General features: G+C 62.2%; 16 protein-coding genes and 4 pseudogenes. 4 read left to right on the plus strand and 16 right to left on the minus strand.

Annotated elements, in window-relative coordinates:
* The 9 genes and pseudogenes from X738_RS54035 to X738_RS54075 form a co-directional block, all read right to left on the minus strand.
* Nucleotides 1–756, minus strand: a pseudogene (locus X738_RS54035) (alcohol dehydrogenase catalytic domain-containing protein); the annotation flags it as partial.
* Nucleotides 756–2,019 (minus strand): annotated as a pseudogene (locus X738_RS54040) (PLP-dependent aspartate aminotransferase family protein). The pseudogenes X738_RS54040 and X738_RS54035, both read right to left, overlap by 1 nt.
* 38 nt (nt 2,020–2,057) lie before the next feature.
* Nucleotides 2,058–3,002 (minus strand): homoserine kinase, encoded by a 945-nt coding sequence (locus X738_RS54045; protein ID WP_023798446.1) that lies wholly within the window; start codon nt 3,000–3,002, stop codon nt 2,058–2,060.
* Nucleotides 3,003–3,035: 33 nt separating this feature from the next.
* Nucleotides 3,036–4,541: a threonine synthase gene (thrC, locus tag X738_RS54050; RefSeq protein ID WP_245277624.1), complete on the minus strand. Its 1,506-nt coding sequence runs from the start codon at nt 4,539–4,541 to the stop codon at nt 3,036–3,038.
* Nucleotides 4,523–5,773 (minus strand): NAD(P)/FAD-dependent oxidoreductase, encoded by a 1,251-nt coding sequence (locus tag X738_RS54055; RefSeq protein ID WP_373420407.1) that lies wholly within the window; start codon nt 5,771–5,773, stop codon nt 4,523–4,525. The genes thrC and X738_RS54055 overlap by 19 nt, the downstream gene beginning before the upstream one ends.
* A 115-nt stretch (nt 5,774–5,888) precedes the next feature.
* Nucleotides 5,889–6,767 (minus strand): ABC transporter permease, encoded by an 879-nt coding sequence (locus X738_RS54060; protein ID WP_023798449.1) that lies wholly within the window; start codon nt 6,765–6,767, stop codon nt 5,889–5,891.
* 35 nt (nt 6,768–6,802) lie between these two features.
* Nucleotides 6,803–7,751 (minus strand): annotated as a pseudogene (locus X738_RS54065) (ABC transporter permease).
* An 88-nt stretch (nt 7,752–7,839) separates the two neighbouring features.
* A complete protein-coding gene (locus X738_RS54070) occupies nt 7,840–9,510 on the minus strand; it encodes a peptide ABC transporter substrate-binding protein (RefSeq protein ID WP_023798450.1) in 1,671 nt (556 codons plus the stop codon).
* A gap of 38 nt (nt 9,511–9,548) precedes the next feature.
* Nucleotides 9,549–11,213 carry an ABC transporter ATP-binding protein gene (locus tag X738_RS54075; RefSeq protein WP_023798451.1) on the minus strand — a complete coding sequence of 555 codons (1,665 nt, stop codon included), beginning with the start codon at nt 11,211–11,213 and terminating at the stop codon, nt 9,549–9,551.
* A 688-nt stretch (nt 11,214–11,901) separates the two neighbouring features.
* Here X738_RS54075 and X738_RS54080 point away from each other — a divergent pair.
* From X738_RS54080 to X738_RS54090, 3 genes are all read left to right on the plus strand, one after another.
* Entirely contained in the window at nt 11,902–13,227 is a 1,326-nt protein-coding gene (locus X738_RS54080; protein WP_023798452.1) for an NAD(P)/FAD-dependent oxidoreductase, read from the plus strand.
* Between the two features lie 79 nt (nt 13,228–13,306).
* On the plus strand, nt 13,307–14,380 hold the full coding sequence (locus X738_RS54085) for a tartrate dehydrogenase (protein ID WP_023798453.1): 1,074 nt from the start codon (nt 13,307–13,309) through the stop codon (nt 14,378–14,380).
* A gap of 10 nt (nt 14,381–14,390) precedes the next feature.
* On the plus strand, nt 14,391–14,867 hold the full coding sequence (locus X738_RS54090; RefSeq protein ID WP_023798454.1) for an Lrp/AsnC family transcriptional regulator: 477 nt from the start codon (nt 14,391–14,393) through the stop codon (nt 14,865–14,867).
* A 40-nt stretch (nt 14,868–14,907) separates the two neighbouring features.
* Here the strand turns inward: X738_RS54090 and X738_RS54095 are convergent, their stop codons facing one another.
* Both X738_RS54095 and X738_RS54100 read right to left on the minus strand, forming a co-directional pair.
* The gene (locus tag X738_RS54095; RefSeq protein WP_023798455.1) at nt 14,908–16,284 is read right to left on the minus strand and encodes an aspartate aminotransferase family protein; all 1,377 of its coding nucleotides are present in this window, start codon (nt 16,282–16,284) and stop codon (nt 14,908–14,910) included.
* A gap of 30 nt (nt 16,285–16,314) precedes the next feature.
* Nucleotides 16,315–17,157, minus strand: coding sequence for a GNAT family N-acetyltransferase (locus X738_RS54100; protein WP_023798456.1), 843 nt, complete (start codon nt 17,155–17,157; stop codon nt 16,315–16,317).
* Between the two features lie 323 nt (nt 17,158–17,480).
* On the opposite strand from X738_RS54100, the gene X738_RS54105 reads away from it, so the two are divergent.
* On the plus strand, nt 17,481–18,170 hold the full coding sequence (locus tag X738_RS54105; protein WP_023798457.1) for a haloacid dehalogenase type II: 690 nt from the start codon (nt 17,481–17,483) through the stop codon (nt 18,168–18,170).
* A 582-nt stretch (nt 18,171–18,752) separates the two neighbouring features.
* Here the strand turns inward: X738_RS54105 and X738_RS54110 are convergent.
* The 5 genes and pseudogenes from X738_RS54110 to argE form a co-directional block, all read right to left on the minus strand.
* Nucleotides 18,753–20,244: pseudogene (locus X738_RS54110) on the minus strand (NAD-dependent succinate-semialdehyde dehydrogenase).
* An 18-nt stretch (nt 20,245–20,262) separates the two neighbouring features.
* The gene (locus tag X738_RS54115; protein WP_023798458.1) at nt 20,263–21,306 is read right to left on the minus strand and encodes a tartrate dehydrogenase; all 1,044 of its coding nucleotides are present in this window, start codon (nt 21,304–21,306) and stop codon (nt 20,263–20,265) included.
* A gap of 167 nt (nt 21,307–21,473) precedes the next feature.
* A complete protein-coding gene (locus X738_RS54120) occupies nt 21,474–21,830 on the minus strand; it encodes a cupin domain-containing protein (RefSeq protein ID WP_023798459.1) in 357 nt (118 codons plus the stop codon).
* Between the two features lie 14 nt (nt 21,831–21,844).
* Nucleotides 21,845–22,768 carry a 2-hydroxyacid dehydrogenase gene (locus X738_RS54125; RefSeq protein ID WP_023798460.1) on the minus strand — a complete coding sequence of 308 codons (924 nt, stop codon included), beginning with the start codon at nt 22,766–22,768 and terminating at the stop codon, nt 21,845–21,847.
* Nucleotides 22,769–22,784: 16 nt separating this feature from the next.
* Nucleotides 22,785–23,909 carry an acetylornithine deacetylase gene (gene argE / locus X738_RS54130; RefSeq protein WP_023798461.1) on the minus strand — a complete coding sequence of 375 codons (1,125 nt, stop codon included), beginning with the start codon at nt 23,907–23,909 and terminating at the stop codon, nt 22,785–22,787.
* Between the last annotated feature and the right edge of the window lie 130 nt (nt 23,910–24,039).

Genomic DNA, 24,039 nt, shown 5'->3' on the forward strand with positions numbered 1-24,039 from the left:
CCCGACATTTCGAGGCCGACGTCAAAACCTTCGGTCATGCCGAGCGCCGGCATGATATCGCGCAGCTTTTCCTTCGACGCGTCGACCACATGCTGGACGCCGAGTTTTTTCGCCAGCGCCAGCCGCACCGGGTTGATGTCGGTGATGACCACTTTTCGCGCACCGACGCACTGCGCCACCAGTGCAGCCATGATGCCGATCGGCCCAGCGCCGGTGACCAGCACGTCCTCGCCGACCAGATCAAAGGNCGCCACCAGTGCAGCCATGATGCCGATCGGCCCAGCGCCGGTGACCAGCACGTCCTCGCCGACCAGATCAAAGGACAGTGCGGTGTGAACCGCATTGCCCAGCGGATCGAAGATTGCGGCGATCTCGTCGGGCACATCGTCGGGGATCGGCACGACGTTGTGCTGCGGGATCGCCAGATATTCACCGAAGGCGCCGGGCCGGTTGACGCCGACGCCGAGGGTGTTGCGGCACAGATGCCCCCTGCCCGCCCGGCAATTGCGGCAATGGCCGCAGACGATGTGGCCTTCGCCCGAAACACGCTGGCCGATCTTGTATTCGGTGACCGCCGCGCCGAAGTCGGCGACTGTGCCGACGAATTCGTGGCCGGTCACCATCGGCACCGGCACGGTCTTNCTTCTTGATCTTGATCAGAACGTCGTTCGGGCCGATTTCCGGCACCGGCACTTCTTCCATCCAGATGCCCGGCTCGGCGCGAGATTTAACGAGTGCGCGCATCATGTTGGACATCAGCCAATCACTCCGAGTTCGCGGCCCACCTCACCGAACGCAGCCACCGCCCGGTCGATATCGGCGGCCGAATGGGCGGCTGACATCTGCGTCCTGATGCGGGCATGGCCCTTGGGCACGACGGGGAAGGAAAAGCCGATCACGTAGATGCCGCGCTCAAGCAGCATGTCGGCCATTTGCGAAGCCAGCGCGGCATCGCCGATCATCACAGGAATGATCGGGTGGTCGGCTCCGGCCAGCGTGAAGCCCGCTTTTTCCATGTTGGCGCGGAAGCGCGAGGCGTTGTCGTAGAGCCTGCGACGCAAGCCGCCGCCCTGCTCGATCATATCCAGCACCTTCAGCGAGGCCCCGGCGATCGCAGGCATCAGCGTGTTGGAAAACAGATACGGCCTCGAACGTTGGCGCAGCCATTCGACCACCGGCCCGCTCGCCGCCGTGTAGCCACCCGAGGCACCCCCCAGCGCCTTGCCGAGCGTGCCGGTGAGAATATGGACCCGACCCTCAACGCCGCAATATTCCGGCGTGCCGCGGCCGTGCTCGCCGACGAAGCCGACGGCATGGCTGTCGTCAACCATCACCATGGCATTGTACTTGTCGGCGAGATCGCAGACGCCCTTCAGATTGGCGATGATGCCGTCCATGGAAAATACACCATCGGTNATTGTACTTGTCGGCGAGATCGCAGACGCCCTTCAGATTGGCGATGATGCCGTCCATGGAAAATACACCATCGGTGGCGATCAGCTTGAAGCGGCTGCCTTCGGACTTCTTCAATTCCTCCTCGAGCGCCGCCATGTCGTTGTTGGCATAGCGAAAGCGTTTTGCTTTGGAGAGCCTGACGCCGTCGATGATCGAGGCGTGGTTCAGCGCGTCGGAAATGACCGCGTCCTCCTCGGAAAGCAGCGTCTCGAACAGACCGCCATTGGCGTCGAAGCAGGAACCGTAGAGGATTGTGTCCTCCATACCGAGGAAGCTCGATATCTTTGCCTCGAGCTGCTTGTGTTCCTCTTGTGTGCCGCAGATGAAGCGCACCGAGGCCATGCCGTAGCCGTATCGGTCGAGCGCGGCCTTCGCCACTTCGCGCAGCTCTTCGCTGTCGGCGAGGCCGAGATAGTTGTTGGCGCAGAAATTGAGCAGCTTGCGGCCGCCGACCTCGATCTCGGACGACTGGGGCGAGGTGATGACGCGCTCGCGCTTGTACAGGCCCTCCGTCTCGATCTGCGAAAGCAGCTCGCCAACGTGGTCTTTGAGAGTCGGTGCCATCGTGCTTCCATTTCCATTGGTGATCTTCGCGGTCTTGCTCATGCGACTTCTCCCCGGTGCACACGCAACATACGCTCGAAGTGGCTTGGATCGTGTGCTTTGAGAAGTGCAGCTTCCCGGGGCTGGTACAGATCCCAGAGACGCGATAACCAAAAACGAAATGCTCCAGCGCGCTGCATCGCAGGAAGCAATAGGCGTTCCGGTCCAGTGAGCGCGCGAACTGACTCGTACGCGCCGAGAAAGGCGGCAACTTGCTTAGTGTCTTGGCGGCCGGTGCCACTATCGACGCACCAGTCATTGAGGCACACGGCTATATCGAAAAGAAAGGTGTCGCATCCGGCGAAGTAGAAATCGAAGACGCCGGTCAGGTGACCACCTTCAAACAACACGTTGTCGCGAAAGAGATCAGCGTGCACCGGCCCGCTTGGGAGTTCCTCGTAGGTGGAGGTCACGGCGATCTGGTTCTGAAAGGCCAGTTCGCTCGTGAGCAGCGAGCGCTGTCCCTCAGATACGCAGCGGCCGACCACCGGCACCACCTCGTTCCACCATTCGAGGCCGCGCGGATTGGCCTGCCGCCGTGGGTAATCGCTCCCGGTCACGTGCATTCGCGCCAGGATCTCCCCGACAGAGCGACAATGCGACTTTGTCGACGCCGTCACGCTCTCGCCAGGAAGCCTGTTGACGATCACGGCAGGCCGGCCTTTTAGTGTGTGAAGGATTTCGCCTCTGACGTTGGCAACCGGATCCGGGACCGGCATTCGCCGCGCCGCAAGGTGCTTCATCAGGTGAAGGTAGAAGGGCAATTGCTCGAATGTGAGCCGCTCGAACAGGGTCAGCACATATTCGCCTGCCTCCGTGTCGACAAAGTAGTTCGTGTTCTCAATTCCGCTCGCGCTGCCGCGAACGGAGTTCGGCTGTCCCAGGCCCAGAGCCTGAAAGAAAGTTGCGACTTCGTTAGGTGACAACTCGGTATATACGGCCATGGCGAAAGAGGTCCCGGTCGTGGAAGCAGCCTTTCAGCAAGCCTGCAGCGTTTCAGCGATGTAGGTCTTCACGGTCTGTGCATCGGCGGAAAGCAGTTTGAACCGTCTCGGCAAACCCTCTATGCCGTCGAACCGTTGCGGAGGAACTGGCTCTCGGCCCAGGGCCTCTCTGATGGTCTCCGCAAACTTGACCGGCAGGGCCGTCTCGAGCACGATCATCGGCACATCCGAAACCGAATGCTCGCGCGCGACCTTCACGCCGTCTGCAGTGTGTGGATCGATCACCGCGTTGAAGCGGTGCCACGCGTCACGGATCGTCTGCAACCGGTCGGCGTGGGTGCTCTTCCCGCTGCGGAAACCAAAATGGTCCGCCGCCTTCCCGAAGGCGGGATCCCCGCTGAGATCGAACGACCCGCTTTCGCGCAGTTGATCGTCGAACAGCGATCTCGTCCGGCTGGCGTCGCGACCGAGCAAGTCGAACACGAAACGCTCGAGATTGGAGGCCTTGGAAATGTCCATGGATGGGCTCGAGGTTTCATAGGTATCCGCCCGGCCCCGCACGCGATACACCCCGGTGCGGAGAAACTCATCGAGCACGTCGTTCTCGTTGGTCGCAATGACGAGACGGGATATGGGAAGGCCCATCATGCGCGCGACATGACCGGCGCAGACGTTGCCGAAATTGCCCGAGGGAACGGCGAAGTCGACTTCTGACGAATTCTCTTCAGTCACCTGAAAATAGGCAGAGAAGTAATACACCACCTGAGCGACCAGCCGGGCCCAGTTGATCGAATTGACGGCGCCGATCCGGTGGCGCCTCTTGAAGTCAGCATCGCCGGACACGGCTTTCACGATGTCCTGGCAATCGTCGAACACCCCTTCGATGGCAATGTTGTGAATGTTGTCGTCCTGCAGGCTGAACATCTGGGCTTGCTGGAAGGCGCTCATGCGTCCGTGGGGCGACATCATGAAGACGCGGATGCCCTTCTTGCCGCGCATGGCATATTCCGCCGCGCTGCCCGTGTCGCCACTGGTTGCCCCGAGGATATTCAGCTCCACACCCCGCCGCGCCAGTTCATACTCGAGCAAATTGCCGAGCAACTGCATCGCCATGTCCTTGAACGCCAGGGTGGGACCGTTCGACAGTTCCGCCACATGGAGACCGCTCTCAAGCGTTCGCACCGGCGCGATCCTGGCGGTCCCAAAAACCTCGGGCCTGTAGGTCTTTGCACAGATGGCCTTCAGGTCAGCGGGCGGAATATCGTCGATGTAGAGCGACAGGATTTCAAAGGCGAGCACCGGGTAGGACAAGCCCCGCCACCGATCCAGCGTGGCATCATCCAGCCGAGGGTAGACCTCAGGCACATAGAGGCCGCCATCCGGGGCGAGACCTTCAAGCAGAATCTCGCAAAACTTCCTGCGTTCGGGATTGCCGCGCGTGGAGATGTAGTGCATGTGATGCTGTTCCTTGTTGCCGCTATCGTTCGGCAAGGGTCGATAGACCGCCAACCGTTCGGCCTTCAGCGGCTGGCGCGCCACCAGGCGATACGGTCCTGCAGGGCGTAGCCCTTGATAACGGCCGGGATGAACCACGGATTGCCGCGATAGAACGGGACGGCCGCGGGCGGCCGAAAGTCGAACGCGGTGCGCGCCTGCTCGCCGTGCCCCATCAGCTTGTGAGCCGCACGTGTGCCGACCCATGGCGCCCAGACCACGCCCGAACCGCAGAATCCGGTGGCATAGACCACGCCATCCTTCTCGAAGATCCTGGGCAGCATGTCACGGTGCATTGCCACATTGCCGAACCAGCTATGCGAAAGACGAACGTTCTCCAGTTCTGGGAAAATTTCGCCCAGCCCGTTGCGCAAACGCAGCGTCGGGGCTGCCGGATCGCCTGCACGCGAGCTGTCGCGCCCGCCGAGCAGAATGCGTCTGCCGTCCGGCGAAGGGCGATAATAGAAGCCAAGCTCGCGGCCCTCACCCATCATCATCCGCTTCGGCATCAGGCGCGCCATCAGCTCAGGCGCGAGTTCCTCGGTGGCAATGATCCGGCTGCGAACCGGCACCAGCCGGCGGCGCAGGAAGGGATTGGCGCCGTCGGTGTAGCCATTTGTGCAGACCAGCACCTGCCGCGCCTGCACCGTTCCGGCCGAAGTGGCGACGCGGAACCCCGAGCCATCCCTTTCAATCGAGGTCACGGGCGTGTTCGAATGCACCGCCAGTCCCGAAGCGAGCGCCACCCGCAGGAGCTCCGCGTGGAACTTGGCCGGGTGCAGCCCGCCGATGTCCATCCTGACCATGCCGCCGCGATAGAAGTCGGTGCCGACGTAGTCGCGCTGCTTTGCATATGGAACAGCGTAGGATTCGATCCCCAGTTTCCTTGCCAACGCCTCGGCGCCGCGGGCCATCTTCTCGTACTGTTCATATCCGATGGCGCCCTTGAACAGGCCAACCGGTTGAAAGTCGCAGTCGAGCTTTTCCGACTTGATGAAGTCGTAAAGGAATTCGCGCGCGACCTTGCCCTCGGCCTCGATCGCCATGGCTTTTTCTTCGCCGAAGCGCCGGGTGATCGTGGCGTAGTCCAGCCGGATGCTCCCGCTGGTAATTCCGCCATTGCGCGACGAGGCCCCCTCGCCCGGATTCATCGCATCAAAAGCTGCAACCGAGCGCCCCTCGCGCGCCAGCGCAAGCCCGGCCGAAAGCCCGGCATAACCGGCGCCGACGATCGCCACATCGACTGTCCTCGCCAGGGGCTGCGGGGGCAGCGGCATGACGGGCGCCGCTTCCCACCAGTAGGGTGTGCTCTTGTTGGCGACTTTTGGCTCGTGCACGTGAGGGACTTCTCGTTGCGGTTTCAGGAGGCTGGGTCGGTCCATGCCGGCGAGATCAGACACGGTCGTCCCGCACGTCGAGCGCATCGCGCAACCCGTCGCCGATGAAGTTGAAGCTTGTCACGGCGATGGTGATGGCGGCCCCGGGAATGATCGCCAGCCAGGGCGCACTGTCCAGGTACTGCTGGGCGCCCTCGAGCATGTTGCCCCAGCTGGGCAGCGGCGGCTGAATGCCATAACCCAGGAAACTGATATAGGCTTCCAGGAGAATAGCGTGCGCGACTGTCAGCGTCGCGGCCACGATGATCGGGCCCATGGCGTTGGGCAGGATCTCGCGGAACATGATATGCGCACCGCTAAGCCCCAGCATGCGCCCGGCCAGCACAAACTCGCGCTCGCGCAATGACCGCACCTCGGCCTCGACGATCCGGGCTACCTCCATCCAGCTGGTGACGGCGACGATCACGGTGACCATGGCCGGGCTCGGCTTCAGTGCCGCGGCCAAGGCCAGCAGCAGGAAGATCGAGGGGAATGACAGGAAGCCGTCGACCGTGCGCATCAGCGCTGCGCCGATCCAGCCGCCGCGGTAGCCCGCGATCACGCCGACGAGGGTTCCGATCATCGTCGACAGCAGCATGGCAGAGAAAGCCACCAGCAGTGAGGTCCTCCCCGCCATCAACAGTCGCGCCGCCACGTCCCGTCCCAAAGGATCGGTCCCGAGATAGTGGTAGCCGGTCAGCGGCGGTGAAAAGCGGGCGCGCAAATCGATGTAGAGGGAATCATAGGGTAGGAGATGCGGGCCGAAGACGCATGCCAGCGTCAGAAGGGTGATCATCACCACCCCCAGCAACGCCAGATGATGGCTCGTGAAACGACGCACGGTGCGGCTGCGCCACCAGCGGCTTGGTCCTGCATTTGCGACGAGAGCGGTCATTTCGGGTGCCTCCTGTTGGGTGTGAGGTTACGCGCTCAACCCAGACGAATGCGCGGGTCGACGATCGCTACGGCAATGTCTGCGATCAGGTTGCCCAGGATGACGAGGATGGCCGAGAACATCAGCAGTCCCATCACGACCGGGTAGTCGCTGTAGCCTAGGCTGTCCAGGAACAGTCGACCCATCCCCGGCCAGGTAAACACTGTCTCATCACCAGCGCGCCGGTCAGGATGCTGGGAAGCTGGACCCCGGCCAGTGTGATCATCGGCAAGAGCGCATTGCCGACGACGTGCTTCATGATGACTCGGCGCTCGCTCAGGCCTTTGGCGCGGGCGGTCTTGACGAAATCCTGGCTGATGGCGTCGAGCGTCGCCGTGCGCATGTAGCGGCTCCAGATCGCGACATGCACCAGCGACAGCACGATGCTAGGCAGGATCAGGTGATGCAGGTAATTCAGGATCGAACCGTCGCCGATCGTGTACATGTTGCCTGCAGGCAGCCAGCCCAGCTGCAGGGAGAAGACGTAGATGCCGACGAGCCCGAACCAGAAGGTCGGGATCGACAGCGCGACCATGGCTCCGATCGTCGCCATATGGTCGAACAGCGAATAGCGGTGCGTGGCGCCACGAATGCCGATCCAGGTGCCGATGGCGATCGCAATCGCGGTGGACGTCCCCATCAGCAGCAGCGTCGCAGGGACGTGCCGGCCAATCACTGCCAGCACAGGCGTGCCGTCGCGGAAGGAGTGGCCCCAGTCGCCCTGGAGAAGCCGCCAGGCCCAGTCGAAATATTGCACCAAAAGCGGACGGTTCAGCCCCAATTGCTCTTTCAGGCGCTCGAGATCGTCCTGCGTCATGCCGGGATCGAGCCCGAATTGCGCCAGCGGCCCGCCCGGCAGCAGGTTCAGCACGAGGAAGCCGATGNCGAGACGATCAGGAGCAGGATGAGGCTCTGTGAGAGCCGGTTGAGCAGGAAGCCGCGCATTCATCTCTCCTCTTTCAAGACAGCGCCCCTCTTTCAAGACAGGGCCGATGACTGACCGCCGCCGCGAGGCGGCGGCGGTCTATATATGTCAGGCCTTCCAATGCCATCCGGCGGCATGCCAGGATGCGACGCGGGTGTTGGAATTTGCCTCGAAACCCTCCAGCCCTTCCTTGCGGCCGAACACGTTGGTGTAGGCAAACAGAGGCAGGAACGGCAGATCCTGACGGACGATTTCCTGCACGCGCAGATAGATGGCGCGCCGCTGTTCCCGATCGAAGGTGCGGGCGCCCTTCTCGAGCAGCGCATCAACCTCCGGGTTGGAGTACTGGCCTGTGTTCGAGCCCTTTCCGCCCTTGGCGACGATCGCCTTGGTGTGCAGGCGGTTGGAAACGTCGGGGTCGCCCGCGATGACATTGGTTACACCCGAGATGGCTGACTCGTACTGCGATTTGAGCCAGAAATCCCCCCACATGACGGCGGCCGGCAGGTTCGAGATAGTCATCTCGACCCCGATCTCGGCGAATGTCTGCTGCAGGAACTGCTGCGTCTGCTCGCGCAGGTGGTTGCCGGAAGTGGTGGAGTTGGCGAACGACAGACGCACCCCATCCTTCACCCGTATTCCATCGGCTCCGGGTACCCAGCCGGCCTCGTCGAGGATCTGGCCCGCGCGCTCGAGGTTGAACTCCTGTGCCGGCAGGTTCGGATTGTAGTAGTAGGAATTCTGCGGCATGAACGTCTCGGTCGGTTTGTGGACCCCGTAGTAAAGTGCTTCGAGGATCGCTTTCCTGTCGATTGCCGCGTAGAGCGCCTGGCGGACCGCCGGGTCCTTGAATTGCGGCTTCTCAAGATTGAGATAGATCGACTCGACCGATGCCCCGGGCTCCAGCTTGACCAAACGATCCGATAGTGTGCTGGCTTCCGCGTAGTGGTCGGCGGTTATGAATGCCTGGTCGACAAGATCGATGTCGCCGCTTTTGAACTGGGTGTAGAGCACCGTCATGTCGGGGATGTATTTGAAGACGAGCCGCTCCAGATAAGGGCCCTCCCCGGCATAATCCGCGTTCGCGACGAGTTCGATATGATCGCCGGCAACGCGCTGCGCCCACTTGAATGCGCCAGTGCCGACAGGCGCCTGATTGAAGGCGGCAGCGTTGGGGTCGGCCTCTTTCTCGAGGATGTGCTTGGGAACCATGAAGGTTTCGGCGAGAAACGACTGGTAGGGGGCGAAAGCCTCCTCCATCCGCCAGGTCAGCTCGGTCGGCGAGACCACCTTGATATCGCGCACCAGCGAATGGCCCGCCGTGCGCCACGCGCGGAATTTCGGATTGGTGATGAGCTCAAGAGTAAATTTCACGTCCTCGGCCGTGAACGGCTTGCCGTCGTGCCAGCGGACATCGTCACGCAGGCGAATGCGCCACACAAGCCCGTCCTCTGAAATGCCGCCGTTCTTCTGGCTTGGCACTTCGACCGCGAGATTGGGCTGAAGAACGCCCTTGGGGTCCATGCGAACGAGTGCATCGAACACCGAGAAATGCACAGCCTCGTCGGCCTCGATATGCGGCATCAACGGATTGAAGACGGTGGGTTCCTGCGAAAGTCCAACCACGACGCGGCCGGTTGGGCTCGCCGGAGGGTTCTGGGCGAAGGCGGGTTTGCCCAGCAGATTGGGCGCAATGAGGCCTGCAGCCCCGCCTATCGCCATCAATCGCAGTGCATCGCGTCGCGAGTAGTTTGATTTGGTGTTTGAGCGTTCAGTCATTGGAATTCCCCTTGTTTTGGCGGTGTCCGCCGTGGCTATTATCCGTTTGCTGCAACCGGGCGGGTGGTTCCCGGCTGCTCTCCAGGAATCGCCGCCACCAGCTCACGTGTGTAGGCTGATTGCGGGTCGAGGAAGATTTGCGATGGCGGTCCCCGTTCGACGATCCGCCCTTTCTGCATCACCGCGATCTCGTCGCAGATCTGGCTGGCGACGCGCAGGTCGTGGGTGATGAAGATCATCGACACGCCGGTCTCCCGCTGGATCTGGTCGAGCAGCTGCAGGATCTGGGCCTGGATTGACACGTCCAGCGCCGACACCGCCTCATCGGCGATCAGCAGCTTCGGCTTGAACATCAGTGCCCGAGCGATGCCGATGCGCTGGCGCTGGCCACCGGAAAATTCATGCGGAAAGCGATCAAAGGCGCCGGCATCGAGGCCGACATGGGCCAGGAGCGCCCTCGCCTCTTCGCGCGCCTGGGCATAGGGCGTGCCGTGCGCGACTGGGCCAACGGTGAGGATGTGGCCGATCGTCGAGCGCGGGTTGAGCGAGGCGAACGGATCCTGGAAGATCATCTGGACCCGCGGCCGCAGCGGGCGGAATTCGGCTTCGGAAAGCTTGGCGATGTCGCGACCCTCGAACAGAATCCCGCCGCCGTCGCTGTCCAGCAGCTTGATCAATAGCCGACCAAGCGATGATTTGCCGGAACCGCTTTCGCCCACAACGCCCAGCGTGCGCCCGGGCGCCAGATCGAACGAGACCTCGTTGACCGCGGGCACGACGCGCTGCGCGCTGAACAGGGAACTGCCGCTTCGGTAGGTCTTCATCAGGCCTTCGACCTTCAGGATCGGCGCTTTGTCGGCCGTCTCCAGAGGAACGCGGTTCTCGCCGGTCAGGTGCGGGACGGCTGCGATAAGGCGCCTTGTGTAGGGATGGCCAGGCGACTTCAGGACCTGTTGAGCGCTACCCTGCTCGACGATGTGGCCCTTCTCCATCACGACGACGCTGTCTGCGATCTCGGCCACCACGCCGAAGTCGTGAGTGATGAACATGACGCTCATTCCCTTGCGGCGCTGAATGTCGCGGATCAGCTCCAGAATCTGTGCCTGTGTGGTCACGTCGAGCGCCGTCGTCGGTTCATCCGCGATCAGGATCGTCGGTTCAAGCGCCAGCGCCATGGCGATCATCACCCGCTGCCGCTGCCCGCCGGAGAGGCGGAACGGATACTGGTGGTACATGAGTTGCGGGTCCGGCAGTCCCACCTCGGTCAGCAACTCGACAGCGCGGCCGCGACGCGATTTCGGAGTGCCGACGCCGTGCGCCGCCATGACCTCGTCGATCTGCGCGCCCACGGTCATCAGCGGATTGAGCGCCGACAGCGGGTCCTGGAAGATCATCGACACCACCCGGCCGCGCAGGCTGCGCAGCTTGTCCTGCGGCATGCCCACGATGTTCGTCCCATCGAGGTGGATGGCGCCCGAGGAGAGACGGATCACCTTGGGCAGCAGCCCCATGATGGCGTTGGCGGTGACCGACTTGCCGGATCCGGACTCGCCAATGACGCACAGAATCTGGCCGCGTTTCAGATCAAACGAGATGTTCTCGACGGCATGGGTCCGCTCCATGCCTTTCGGCAAATTCACCGTGAGGTCGCGCACCGAAAGCGCCACATCGTGGAGGGCTACAGGCTGGATCGTGGCGACCATTGCGATCATCTCCCGTTTGAACCGAGCGGGTCCACGCTGTTGCGGACCGCATCATCGCGCTTTGAGCAGAAGCGCCTCACCATAGCGACCGTCGTCTGGTCATCTCGGCGCTTCGAGCGCTGAGGCTGCGAGAGACGGATTCTGCTCATCCTGGCGGCTCCCTTGATGAAATTCGGTCCGTGTACCGGACACTGTTCCCTTTTCTTGGAGAACTCTCCGAAGGCGTAAGCCCTGCCTATCGGAAGTCCTCTGGAGCTTACCCGTTATAAGGAAGGGTGCTCCGTTCTTTCAGCCAGTTTGACTGTTCTGTATCCGCATAGTCGTCGAAATTTGGCCCTCGGGCGGCAGGAACTTCTGAAAAGAACGTCAGGTTCGGCATTTCACTCTGCTCCCGTTCCGGCGCAGAAAACCGGGATCAGACAACCAGGTCCTTCTTCCGCTGATTTGTGCGCGACAGGCCTTGCGTCACTGCGCGCCGCGTCCCGAAAAGCCCATGCCGCAGATCGCGCGACTGGATGAAGTGTACTCCTGCTTGCCCCTACGAGGTTGGGGCCAGCGAGCGCTTTTTCGGCAACAATTGCCTGTTCCAAGGGCTGCAAACCGCAGGAAATTCCGTCCAGGCATGGACTCCGCAGCCTGCCTCTGCGGGCCGCAGGTTAGGATGCTTCAAATTTACGGAGTCCCATCCATGCCCGCGCCGCTCATTCACATCGAGTCCAGCCCATCCCTGCCTCGCGAGGCGGACGTCGTCGTCATCGGCGGCGGCGTGGTCGGCGTATTCACGGCCTATTATCTCGCACGCCGCGGCATCAGCGTTGCCCTGCTGGAGAAGGGGCGCGTTGCCGCCGAACAGTCCAGCCGCAACTGGGGCTGGTGCCGTCAGCAGAACCGTGACGCACGCGAGTTGCCGATGGCAACCAAGAGCCTCGATCTCTGGGAAAAAGTGGCGCAGGAGACCGGCGAGGACACCGGCTTCCGCCGCTGCGGCCTGCTCTATCTCTCGCAGGACGAAAACGAGTTGGCAGGCTGGGCAAAGTGGCGCGATTTCGCAAGGACGGTTGGCGTCACGACGCATGTGCTGAGCGCAGAAGAAGCCACCGAACGGGGCAAGGCCACCGGCCGCAAATGGAAAGGCGGCGTATTCTCGCCAACTGACGGAACGGCGGATCCATCGAAGGCGGTGCCGGTTGCCGCGCGCGGCATCATGGCGGCCGGCGGCACCGTGCATCAAAATTGCGCGGCGCGCGGGCTGGAACTGAGCGCCGGCCGGGTCAGCGGCGTCGTTACAGAAGCCGGAACCATCCGCACAACGACCGTGGTCATGGCCGGAGGCGCGTGGGCTTCTTCCTTCTGCAACCAGCTTGGTATCCGTTTCCCGCAAGCTGCCGTGCGTCAGTCCATTCTAGCCGTAGCGCCGGGAGCAGAAGGCCTGCCGGATGCCCTGCATACCGCGCGCGTCTCGTTGACGCGGCGCAGCAACGGCGGATACGCGCTGGCGATCAGCGGGCGGGCGCGAGTCGATCCAACGCCGCAGCAGCTCAGGTTCAGCCGCGAGTTCGTGCCCATGTTCGCCCGCCGCTGGCGCAGTCTGGCCCCGGGAGCGTTCGAGGGCTGGCGTCAAGGACATGAAAGCCTGAGGAGATGGGTACTTGACGACGTGACACCAATGGAACGGAATCGGGTTCTCGACCCCACACCTGACATGAGGCAGATTCGCCTGACCTATCAAAGAGCCTGCGAATTGCTGCCCGAGTTCCAGCGCGTCGCGATTTCTCATGCTTGGGCGGGCTATGTCGACAGCACGCCCGATGGCGTCCCGGCAATTGGTGAAGTGGAGGGGATTCCGGGCTTTCTTCTCGCCGCGGGATTTAGCGGCCACGGCTTCGGGATCGGCCCCGGCGCTGGACATATGATCGCCGATATCATCACCGGCAGCGAGCCGATCGTCGATCCGCGTCCCTATAGGCCGGAGCGTCTGAAGACAGCTGCGTGGGGCAAGGTCGCTGAATTCTGAGAAGACCGTTTGCCAAGCTACATCAGGTCGCACACGAGATCGAGGGCGCGAGGCGGCCAGCACTGAAGGGAAAGTGACGATGCGCGAATATGAGATTGCCGCCATTCCTGCCGACGGGATCGGCCCAGAGGTCATTGCCGCCGGACTCCAGGCGCTTGAGGCTCTGCAGCGGCGCTGCGGCGACTTCAAGCTGCGCGTCCAGCACTTCGACTGGGGCTCAGACTACTACAAGGCGCATGGTCGGATGATGCCCGAAGATGGGGTGGCGCAACTGAAGCGCTTCGACGCTATCTTCTTTGGCGCGGTAGGCGCTCCCGATGTGCCCGACGATATCACCCTCTGGGGCCTCCGGCTGCCGATTTGCCAGGGCTTTGATCAATACGCGAACGTGCGGCCGACCAGGATATTGCCCGGTATTGTTTCGCCGCTGGCGGGCGTTGGCCCTGGCGATCTGGATTGGGTGATCGTGCGGGAGAATTCCGAGGGCGAGTATTCGGGCCACGGCGGCAGAGCCCATCGCGGCCTCCCCGAGGAGGTCGGAACCGAGGTCGCGATCTTCACGCGCGTCGGCGTCACTCGCATCATGCGCTATGCATTCCGGCTGGCGCAGTCACGGCCGCGAAAGCTCCTGACAGTTGTCACAAAGTCGAACGCGCAGCGTCACGGCATGGTAATGTGGGACGAAATCGCAGCCGAGGTGGCGCCGGAATTCCCGGACGTCGCCTGGGACAAGATGCTGGTCGATGCTATGACAGTGCGTATGACGTTGAAACCTCGGAGCCTTGATACGATCGTCGCCACCAATCTTCACGCCGACATATTGTCGGACCTTGCGGGCGCGCTCGCGGGCAGTCTCGGCGTTGCACCGACCGCCAACATTGATCCCGAGCGGCGCTATCCCTCGATGTTCGAGCCAATTCACGGCTCGGCATTCGACATCGCCGGCAAGGGTATTGCCAACCCGGTCGCCACCTTCTGGACCGCTGCCCAGATGCTCGAACATCTGGGCGAGAGCGCAGCGGCCGCCCGGTTGATGAACGCTGTGGAATCGGTGACGCGTGAGGGCGTGCTGACGCCGGACATCGGAGGGACAGCGACCACGCAGGAGGTGACGGACGCCGTCTGCCGGACGATCCGCGGTTCCAACGTTTGACAGGTTTCCAATGAAGCTCGACAAGATCGACATCAAGATCTTATCCCAACTGCAGAAGAACGGGCGGGTCACGAATGTCGAGCTCGCCGACCTCGTGAACCTTTCACCGAGCCCTTGCCTGATGCGGGTGAAGAAGCTTCAGACGGAAGGCTTCATCACCGGCTATTCCGCCCAGATCGATGTGTCCAAGCTCGGGCAGACTCTGACGATCTTCACCGAAGTCACGCTCAAGCACCATCAACAGAACGACTTCGCGAGATTTCTCACCGCAATCCAGAAGGTCGATTCTGTTATCGAATGCCACCTGGTTTCAGGCGGTTACGACTATCTTGTGAAGTTTGTCACAGCGGGCATCAGCGAGTACCAGACGATCATGGAGCGCATGATCGAACTGGATATCGGAATCGACAAATATTTCAGCTTCGTCGTGCTGAAGTCACCGATCGTCAAATCCCATTTGCCTCTCGACGCGATATTCGACAGATGAGAAAGAGGCTGCCGCGCGCACGCGGCGGCAGCCTGGACGATCATCCCTTCATCGCCGACCGCACGTCCTGGTCCTCGAGGGTTTGATCCAGGGTCATCCGGGTGCGTTCGAGGATTCCATCAATATCGTCATCGGTGCAGCAGAGCGGCGGCGCAAAGCCGAGAATGCCGCTGTTGAAGGCGCGGATGACAAGGCCGTTCGCCCACGCGCGCTCGAAGATGCGGCGCCCCGGATCGGCCGCCGCCGGCAGCGGCGTCTTGCGCTCCTTGTCGGTGACCAACTCGATTGCTGCCAGCATGCCACGGCCGCGAATGTCGCCAACCAGCGGGTGGTCGGCGAGCGAGCGAAGGCCTTCCATCAGGCGCTTGCCGGCCTTGCGCCCGTTCTCGAGCAAGCTGTCTTCGTAGAGACGCAGGCATTCGAGCCCGACCGCCGCGCTCACGGGATGGGCCGAATAAGTATAGCCATGGCCGACGGGCGCTTTGCCGGCTCCGTCTGCGATCGTATTGTACACATGGTCCGAGATGAAGACGGCGCCCATCGGCACATAGCCCGAGGTCAGTCCCTTCGCCGTGGTCATGAGATCCGGCACGACCTCGTCTTCCTCGCAGGCGAAGAGAGGGCCGGTACGGCCAAAGGCCGTGATGACTTCGTCGACAACGAACAGGATGTCATGTTCCTTGCACACGGCGTGCAGAGCCTTCAGCCAACCTGTCGGTGGAACGAGGACACCGCCCGAACCCTGGATGGGTTCGGCGTAGAAGGCCGCAACGCGGCCCGCGCCGAGTTCCGCGATTTTGGCGCGCAGGGCCGCGACCGATGCATCGATGATCGCCTGCGGGTCGGAACCGACCGGATTGCGATAGGCGTAGTGCGAGGGAATCTTGTGCTGCCAGTCGTAAGGCACGCCGAAACCCGCATGGAAAGCCGGAATCGCGGTCAGGCCTGACCCTGCCGTCGAGGAGCCATGGTAGCCATGCTCGACCGAGATGAACTGGTCCTTCTGCGGCGTGCCCTTGGCATGGTAGTAATAGCGAATGAAGCGGATCGTGCTGTCGACTGCATCGGAGCCGCCAAGCGTGAAATAGACGTGGTTCAAATCGCCGGGCGCCAGTTCGGCAAGCCTGGCAGCAAGGCGAATGGCAGGCTCGGATCCCAGCCCGAAATATCCCGTCGCATAGGGAAGCTCTCTTAGCTGCTTTGCGGCTGCTTCAACGACACTTTCCTGGCCGTAGCCGATGTTCACACACCATAGACCGGCGAATCCGTCCAGCAGGGTTTTCCCGCTTGCATCGGTCACCGTTGCGCCCTTGGCGGATTTGAGCACCCGCACGCCCGTCTCCTCGTGGCTCCGATAGCATGAAAACGGGTGAACCAGATGCGCGCGATCGAGTTCGATCAGTGAATTTGCCAGCATTTCTTCCTCCGATTCAACCGATTGCCTGATTTAACCAAGTGCCTGACTGACCAACGCATATGTGCGATGATGCGCCGGCTTGCTTTCGCTGTGCGTGGCCATGGAGCGTCGCATCGTGATCCCCCCGCCGACGTGCGCGAGCCCGCGCCCGGTGAGCCATTCAGCAAGATCCGTTGAGACGTCGGTATCGACACGGACGAACTTGCCCTGATGATGGGCGAGCAGAAAGTCGATCAGTGCTTTGGCCTCGGCACCGTTCCTCGCCACCACCGGCCCGATGACCAGCCCCCGGCCGAATGGCCGGATGGCGGAAAAGGCCTGGGTATCGCCTTCATCGCGAATCACAGCGAACTTCGCGCGCTCGAAAAGCCGCTTCATCAGCGCCGAACGGTCATGGCCAAATGCCTCGCGATCCAGCACCTCGAGGCGGGCAAGATCGCCGCTCTCTGCCCAGGATACACGGGCCGGCGCCGAAACTGCCAACGCCTCGCCCTGATGCTGCACGATCTCGCCAGTCGTGACGAAGCCCAGCTTCTCATAGAGCGGCAGGCCTTCCCGTGTCGCCGTCAGGCAACAGGTGCGCTCACCCGCCTTCGCCAGCGCCTCTTCCATCATCTTTCGGCCGAGTCCGAGGCCGCGCATGGCCGCATCGACGATCACCATGTTGATGGCGGCGGCACCGTCGCCGTAGGGGGTCATCATGATGGTCGCCACCACGCGTTCTTCTTCCAGGGCGACGATCCCCCGGCTGACCGACTGGGCCAACTCCCAATCCTCGCGGCGATGCGGCCATTTGACTTGGCGAGACAACTCGACAGCGCCTTCCAGGTGCCCCGGTGTCATCTCTTCAAGGATGATCTGCTGTGTGGTCATGATGAATTTCCGGCCTTCGTCTTCAGGTGCTAACGGTAGACCACCAAAGACAGCAGTTCCTCCCGACCGGCAGCCAAGCGCGACGCGTTTTCACTATCCTTCCCCGCTCGCGCCGCATCTTCTGCCGAAGCATGGCCGACAGGCCGCGCCGCTCCCAAAGCTCGAAAGGACAGCTGGCGCAACTCTCTGCCAAACCGGCGATGCAATACGAAACGATCTGCTTCAGGTCGCCGCGAATGCGGCCGTTAGTCTTCCAGATCTCCGACTATGGTGATTGTGGTACAGGCACGCTGTGCCGAGAAAAACCAAGGAGGATTGTCGCCATGTCGACGTTCAGACCGAAATACATCACCTTCGACTGCTACGGCACGCTCACCAATTTCGATATGGCCGGCGCGGCGCGGCGCGTCTACGGCGAGCGCCTCTCCCCGGAGGCAATGGCCAGCTTCGTGGAGGCTTTTAGAGGCTATCGCCTTGACGAGGTGCTGGGGCCATGGAAACCCTTCCTCGAGGTGGTGCAGAATTCCATCGAACGCAGCTGCAAGCGCATCGGTATCCAGTTCAAACCCGAAGACGCCCAACGCATCTATGACGAAGTGCCGACCTGGGGTCCGCACCCCGACGTCCCGGCTGGCCTGTCCAGAGTGGCCAAGGAAATCCCACTGGTGATCCTGTCCAACTCCATGAACAGCCTGATCATGTCGAATGTGGAAAAGCTCGGCGCGCCATTTCACACCGTCATCACCGCCGAAGAGGTTGGCGCCTATAAGCCGCTGATGAAGGGCTTTGAATACATGCTCGACAAGCTCGGCTGCGGCCCCGAGGACATCACTCATGTCTCGTCCTCCTTCCGCTACGATTTGATGACCGCCTACGATCTCGGCATCAAGAGCAAGGTCTGGGTGAACCGCGGCCACGAGCCCGCGAACCCCTTCTACGAATATACCGAGATCAAGGATATCGGCGGGCTGGCCGCCGCCGTCGGCCTGGATCCCGTTCGGGAAGTTGCTTGAGGCTGGCGGGCCTCCGGCCATCGCGGCATTCGAAGTATCGAAATGAGAAAGGGGCGGTTTCGACCGCCCCTTTCTCATTGCTGGTGCATGTCGCGCAAAAGCATGCCCTCGGCTCTGGGATTGACCGAACCACCCTCGCTCATCGTAAGGGCGGAGCAAGGAACGAAGCGACGCGGCGTAGACCCTGGCATCCATACAGCGGTGGGCCTTCGCTGCCTGACGCTCGGGCAGCCAAATCTCCAACGCTGGCGATTGGCATAAGCCACCACGACCACGACTTCGTCATCCTAGGGCGAAGCAAGGAGCGAAGCGACGCGGCGCAGACCCTGGGATGACGAAGTGGAGGGATGCTTCGGCTAATCCCGGAGGTTTGCGATTGCCACTGAAAATCGGCCGCTGAAAGGAGACTGTGTTCCAATGCATGTCGCGCAAAGGAAGGCCCTCGGGGCTGACCCTGGGCCTGACCGAGGGTGTGCAGCGGTTTTGCGATAGCGACAGCATAAACAACAACCTAAAGCGCGCCGCATGAGGCCGGTCAAAACGCGACGCACTTTAGTTCGCTGTTGCGACTCCGAAAGGCCTCTAATTAAGCCCGCCAACATGAAGCGTCTTGACCTCGAGATATTCGTCGATGCCGAGCTGCGATCCTTCCCGCCCCACGCCTGACTGCTTGACACCGCCGAAAGGCGCAACCTCGGTCGAGATCAGGCCGGTATTGAGCCCGACCATGCCGAACTCCAGCGCCTCGGCGACACGCCATGACCGTTTGAGGTCGTCGGTGTAGAAGTAGGCGGCAAGGCCGAACGGCGTAGCGTTCGCGATCGTGATGGCGTCTTCCTCCGTCTCGAAGCGAAAAAGCGGCGCAGAAGGTGCATTTGTCCATCTTGCCGCGCGANTCTTCCGATGCCAGGAGCATCTCGGTGGTAGCCTCCCCCAGGACGACGGGCCGTGCATATTGCCTGCCGTAGGGCACTGCCTCGCTTTGGGCGAGGATCTGCGCGCCTTTCGTCTTCGCATCCGCGATGTGACGCTCGATCTTGTCGATCGCGGCCGCGTTGATCATCGGGCCGATCTCAGTGCCCTCGTCGGTCCCCGCGCCAACCTTCATCCGCGCGACGCGCTGACTCAGTTTTTCGGCGAACGCGTCGTAAACGCCTTCCTGCACGAGAATCCGGTTCGCGCAAACGCAGGTCTGACCGCCGTTGCGGAACTTGGATACGATCACCCCTTCAACTGCGTTATCAAGATCGGCGTCGTCAAAGACGATAAAGGGCGCGTTGCCGCCAAGCTCCAGGCTCAGCCGCTTGATGCTGTCGGCCGCGCCACGCATGAGCAGCGCACCGACGCGGGTCGAACCGGTGAACGAGATCTTGCGCACCGTTTCGTTGGCCATCAGCTCTTTGCCGATCTCGCCCGGCATGCCGGTCACGATGTTGATAACGCCTGCCGGGATGCCCGCCCGCTCCGCCAGGACACCGAGCGCGAGCGCCGAAAACGGTGTGAACTCCGACGGCTTGATCACCACCGTGCAGCCGGCGGCAAGCGCGGGCGCCACCTTGCGCGTGATCATCGCATTCGGAAAATTCCACGGCGTGATGATGGCGCAGACGCCGACTGCTTCCTTGAGAACCAGAATGCGTCGATCGGCGGTGGGTGACGGAATGGTCGAGCCACCGATGCGGCGCGCCTCCTCCGCAAACCATTTCACGAAAGATGCGCCGTAGCGGATTTCCGCCGACGCCTCGGCAAGCGGCTTACCCTGTTCCAGCGTCAGCAGAAGAGCCAAATCCTGTTCGTGCTGGCGAATGAGGTCGTGCCAGCGCTCCAGCAGTCCGGCACGCTCGGCATGGGTCGTCTTCTTCCAGCTTTTGAATGCCTCGGCCGCAGCAGCGATAGCGGCCCTGGTGTCGTCGCCGCCCATATCGGGAACGCTGCCAAGAACGGCCAGGGTGGCAGGGTTGGTGACCTCGACGGCGGCCTTTGTATCCGCTTCCCGCCACACACCGCCAATCAACGCCTGCTGGCGGAACAGGTCCGCATCGTCAAACGTGCCAATCTTCGTTATCGCATTCATGGTCTTTCCTCTGCCCTTTCAGCTCAACGCCGCAAGCACGGCTTGCGTGATTGTTTCAGTCCGGTCCTTGCCTGCGATCGTGCCAATGCCCCGCGCGGTTATGGACTCGATTGCCGACATCACTTCTGCCGCAGCATGCCCCTCGCCCAGATGCTCGAGCATCATCGCACCGGACCAGACCGCGGCGATCGGATTGGCGACACCGAGATGCGCGATGTCGGGCGCCGAACCGTGGACCGGTTCGAACATGGAAGGCGCACTGCGATCGGGATTGATATTGGCGGAGGCGGCGTAACCCAGCCCGCCCTGAATGGCCGCTCCAATATCGGTGAGGATGTCGCCAAACAGGTTCGAGGCGACGATCACGTCGAGGCTTTCCGGCGCCAGCACCATGCGGGCGGCAATGGCGTCGATGTGGTAGTGCGAGACCTCGATATCGGCATAGTCCTTCGCCACCTCACGCGTGACCTCATCCCAGAAAACCATGGAATGCTTTTGGGCGTTGGATTTGGTCACGGATGCGAGCTTCTTGCCGCGCGCCCGCGCCTGTTCGAAACCGAAACGCATGATCCGTTCGACACCGGCACGCGTGAAGATTGACGTCTCAATCGCGACCTCATTGGCCGTGCCGGAATGCACGCGCCCGCCGGCGCCGGAATATTCGCCTTCCGTATTCTCGCGAATGCACAGGATGTCGAAACCATCGGAGCGGAGGGGCCCCTGAACGCCCGGCAACAGCCTGTGCGGCCGTATGTTGGCGTACTGCGTGAACCCTTTCCGGATCGGCAGCAGCAGTCCGTGAAGCGATACTGAGTCGGGTACTTCCGCGGGCCAGCCTACAGCGCCGAGATAGATCGCATCGAATTTTCGGAGTGTCTCGATGCCGTCTGGCGGCATCATTGCGCCGGTTTCCAGGTAGTAGGCGCACGACCATGGGAAGCGTGTGCCATCAAGGGCGAAACCGCCCCGTTTGGCCGCGGCCTGCATCACCTGCCATGCCGCCCCGGTCACGTCCTTGCCGATGCCGTCGCCGGGGATGAGCGCTATGTCATAGGTCTTCATCGATCGAGGTCCTCATTCGCACTAGCGGAACCATAGCGGACCGCGCGCCGCATTTTTCGTCGAGAATGAGCGGCCCGACAGCGTCGAATCGCGTCGGGCCGAACTTGGATAGTCGATTGTTCTGGAACCGCCGCGCGCTCTACTCGGCCGTACCTTGAGCACTGAACTCAGTCGTAAACGCAGACGTAGATCTTGCGCACGGTCTCGATCGTGCGCCAGACACCCACGAAACCGGGCTTCATCACGAAACTGTCGCCGGCGCGGTAAGTCTTGGTCTCGCCGCCCTTCTCCTCGATTTCGATGAGGCCCGAAAGGATATGGCAGAACTCGTAGGTGGTGCCCTTGATCGAATGCGTCTCGCCGGGGGTGGCTTCCCAGACGCCGGTCAGAACCTTCTCACCTTTCGAGGCATCCTGCGCCCAGCTCTTGAAGGATGGAGTGCCGGAAATGAGCCGCTCAGGCAGCGGCAATGCCTCCTTCGGCGTGAAGGCTGGATTTGTGTCAATCGTGGTCAGCAGTGACATGTTGGGTTTCCTGGTTAGTAGCCGAGTGTCCGATCGATGAGGCCGATCAGTTCTTCGCCGGCGCGGTGGCGCCGGACGTTGTCGACGGCGGCTTGCGCCGCCGTATGTGGTTGTGTCACCGAGGCAATGTGCGGTGTTATCATCACCTTCGGATGCGACCACAGCGGATGGTCTTCCGGGAGCGGTTCCGGATCAGTGACATCAAGCATCGCCGCGGATACGTGGCCTCTGTCGAGCGCGTCGATCAGCGCGGCCTGGTCGAGTTGCGGACCCCTGCCGACATGCAGCAGGCGCGCCCCTGCTGGCAGCAAGGAGAAGAGTTTTGCATCGAGAATGCCGCTGGTTTCCTGCGTCAGCGGTAGCAGGCAGACGAGAATATCCGTCTGCTTCAGAAAGCGGGGCAACTGATCGGCGCCTTGAAAACAGGTGACTCCCTCTATCCGCTTTTCGCTGCGGCTCCACCCGGCAAGCGGAAACTGGAATGGCTTCAGGCGCTCGATAGCCGCCTGCGCCAGCATGCCAAGACCAAGAAAGCCGACCCGGCGCTCGGCCGCCTGTCGAGCGGCAATCGGCTGCCAGAGGCCCCTTTTCTGCTGATCGAGATAGGCGGGCATCTCCCGGTGGAGCGCCAACACGCCAAGCGCGACGTATTCCTGCATCATGCGGATGATGCCGTCCTCGACCATGCGCACAAGCTTCACATGGCTTGGCACGACGTCCTGCTTGAACTGGTCGACGCCCGCGCCGATCGAAAACAGCACTTCCAGATTGCGGTAGCGCGAGATGTCGTCCGGCACCGTCCAGGTGATGAGATAGCGCACCTTGTCCGGCTCCATCTCCTCGCCGGAATGGAAGAATTCCAGATCCGGGAGTTCGCGCGCAAAAATCTCGCGGAACACCGCAGCACGCGCCGCATCGGAGTTGAAAAGAAATGCCATGGAACCCGCCCTTCCCTCAGGCCGCGAGACGCGCGCCGAGATCGTCGATCATGCTCTGGCAGGCAGCAAGTTCACCGATCTCGATGTATTCATTGGGACGATGCGCGCGGGAAATTTCGCCAGGGCCGCAAATGATCGCATCGATACCGGCCTGCTGATAAAGCCCGGCCTCAGTGCCGTAACTGACCGCCGTGAGCGGCTCCTGCCCCGTCAGCTCTGTCAGGACTGCCGCTAGCTTGCTCCCATCCGCCGGCGCAAGGGCGGGATAGGAACTCAATTCGTGCCAGGCCACCTCGAAGCCGCTGTCGCGCAGATCGAAAAGCCGGGCTTTGACCGGCTCAAGCAGGGATGCTGGGGAAACGCCCGGCACGGCACGCACCTCGATATCGGCTGTGCAGTGGCCAGCGATGATGTTGACCGCCTGTCCACCGGCGATGACACCCACCTGCAAGGAAGAGTATGGGGGCTCGAAATTTTGATCGAGCGGGCCGCCCGTGAGCGATTGGCCGTAGGCCACTGCGTGCGAGATGACGCCGGCCATGGCGTGCACGGCATTGAGTCCGAGATCGGGGCGTGACGAATGGCCGGATCGCCCGATCACCTCGAGCCGCGCCGCGGCCTTTCCCTTGTGCGCACGCACAGGTTGCATCCGGCTGGGCTCGCCGACAATTGCGCCAAGCGGCCTCTCGCACAGGCTCGGCAACGCAGCCAGGAGATGCGGCACACCACGGCACCCCGCCTCTTCGTCGTAGGAGAATGCGAGATGGACTGGCCGCCGCAGGTTCATTGCCGCAAGTCCTGGCAGCGCGGCCAATGCGCAGGCGAGAAAGCCCTTCATGTCGGTGGTGCCGCGGCCGTAAAGCCTGCCGCCCTCGCGACGCAGGACGAACGGATCGGAGCTCCATTCCGGCTCGCCGGCCGGCACGACATCCATATGTCCGGAGATGACGTAGCCCCGACCGGCACGCGGGCCGACCGTGACGAACAGGTTGGACCGGTCGCCCTCGGGACCGGGCAGAACCGTCACCGCGGCTCCGGCTGCCTGACAGTAGTCGCGGATCCAATCGACGATCTCACCGTTTGGCGTGCCCACAACTGAGGGAAACGCAATCAGGGTCGCGAGGATTTCTTCCACGTTCATGGCTGTCCGCTCTGCTTGCACACTGTAGGTTGCGACCAGCCTATCCCTGAGCAGCAGTGTTCCCTGCCGAATCGCGTCGTGCTTTGGCTGAAGATTGCGAAAAAACGCCTCGAACCAGCGAAACCTGCTG

The sequence above is a fragment of the Mesorhizobium sp. L48C026A00 genome (assembly GCF_000502375.1).
Classification (GTDB): Bacteria; Pseudomonadota; Alphaproteobacteria; order Rhizobiales; family Rhizobiaceae; genus Mesorhizobium; species Mesorhizobium muleiense.

Coding starts and splice junctions, on each gene's coding strand:
- X738_RS54075 (WP_023798451.1), bottom strand. CDS start 11,213: ATGGTCGCCACGATCCAGCCTGTAGCCCTCCACGATGTGGCGCTTTCG.
- X738_RS54085 (WP_023798453.1), top strand. CDS start 13,307: ATGCGCGAATATGAGATTGCCGCCATTCCTGCCGACGGGATCGGCCCA.
- X738_RS54060 (WP_023798449.1), bottom strand. CDS start 6,767: ATGACCGCTCTCGTCGCAAATGCAGGACCAAGCCGCTGGTGGCGCAGC.
- X738_RS54090 (WP_023798454.1), top strand. CDS start 14,391: ATGAAGCTCGACAAGATCGACATCAAGATCTTATCCCAACTGCAGAAG.
- X738_RS54100 (WP_023798456.1), bottom strand. CDS start 17,157: ATGACCACACAGCAGATCATCCTTGAAGAGATGACACCGGGGCACCTG.
- X738_RS54045 (WP_023798446.1), bottom strand. CDS start 3,002: ATGGCCGTATATACCGAGTTGTCACCTAACGAAGTCGCAACTTTCTTT.
- X738_RS54105 (WP_023798457.1), top strand. CDS start 17,481: ATGTCGACGTTCAGACCGAAATACATCACCTTCGACTGCTACGGCACG.
- X738_RS54070 (WP_023798450.1), bottom strand. CDS start 9,510: ATGACTGAACGCTCAAACACCAAATCAAACTACTCGCGACGCGATGCA.
- argE (WP_023798461.1), bottom strand. CDS start 23,909: ATGAACGTGGAAGAAATCCTCGCGACCCTGATTGCGTTTCCCTCAGTT.
- X738_RS54080 (WP_023798452.1), top strand. CDS start 11,902: ATGCCCGCGCCGCTCATTCACATCGAGTCCAGCCCATCCCTGCCTCGC.
- X738_RS54125 (WP_023798460.1), bottom strand. CDS start 22,768: ATGGCATTTCTTTTCAACTCCGATGCGGCGCGTGCTGCGGTGTTCCGC.
- X738_RS54120 (WP_023798459.1), bottom strand. CDS start 21,830: ATGTCACTGCTGACCACGATTGACACAAATCCAGCCTTCACGCCGAAG.
- X738_RS54095 (WP_023798455.1), bottom strand. CDS start 16,284: ATGCTGGCAAATTCACTGATCGAACTCGATCGCGCGCATCTGGTTCAC.
- X738_RS54055 (WP_373420407.1), bottom strand. CDS start 5,773: ATGCCGCTGCCCCCGCAGCCCCTGGCGAGGACAGTCGATGTGGCGATC.
- X738_RS54115 (WP_023798458.1), bottom strand. CDS start 21,306: ATGAAGACCTATGACATAGCGCTCATCCCCGGCGACGGCATCGGCAAG.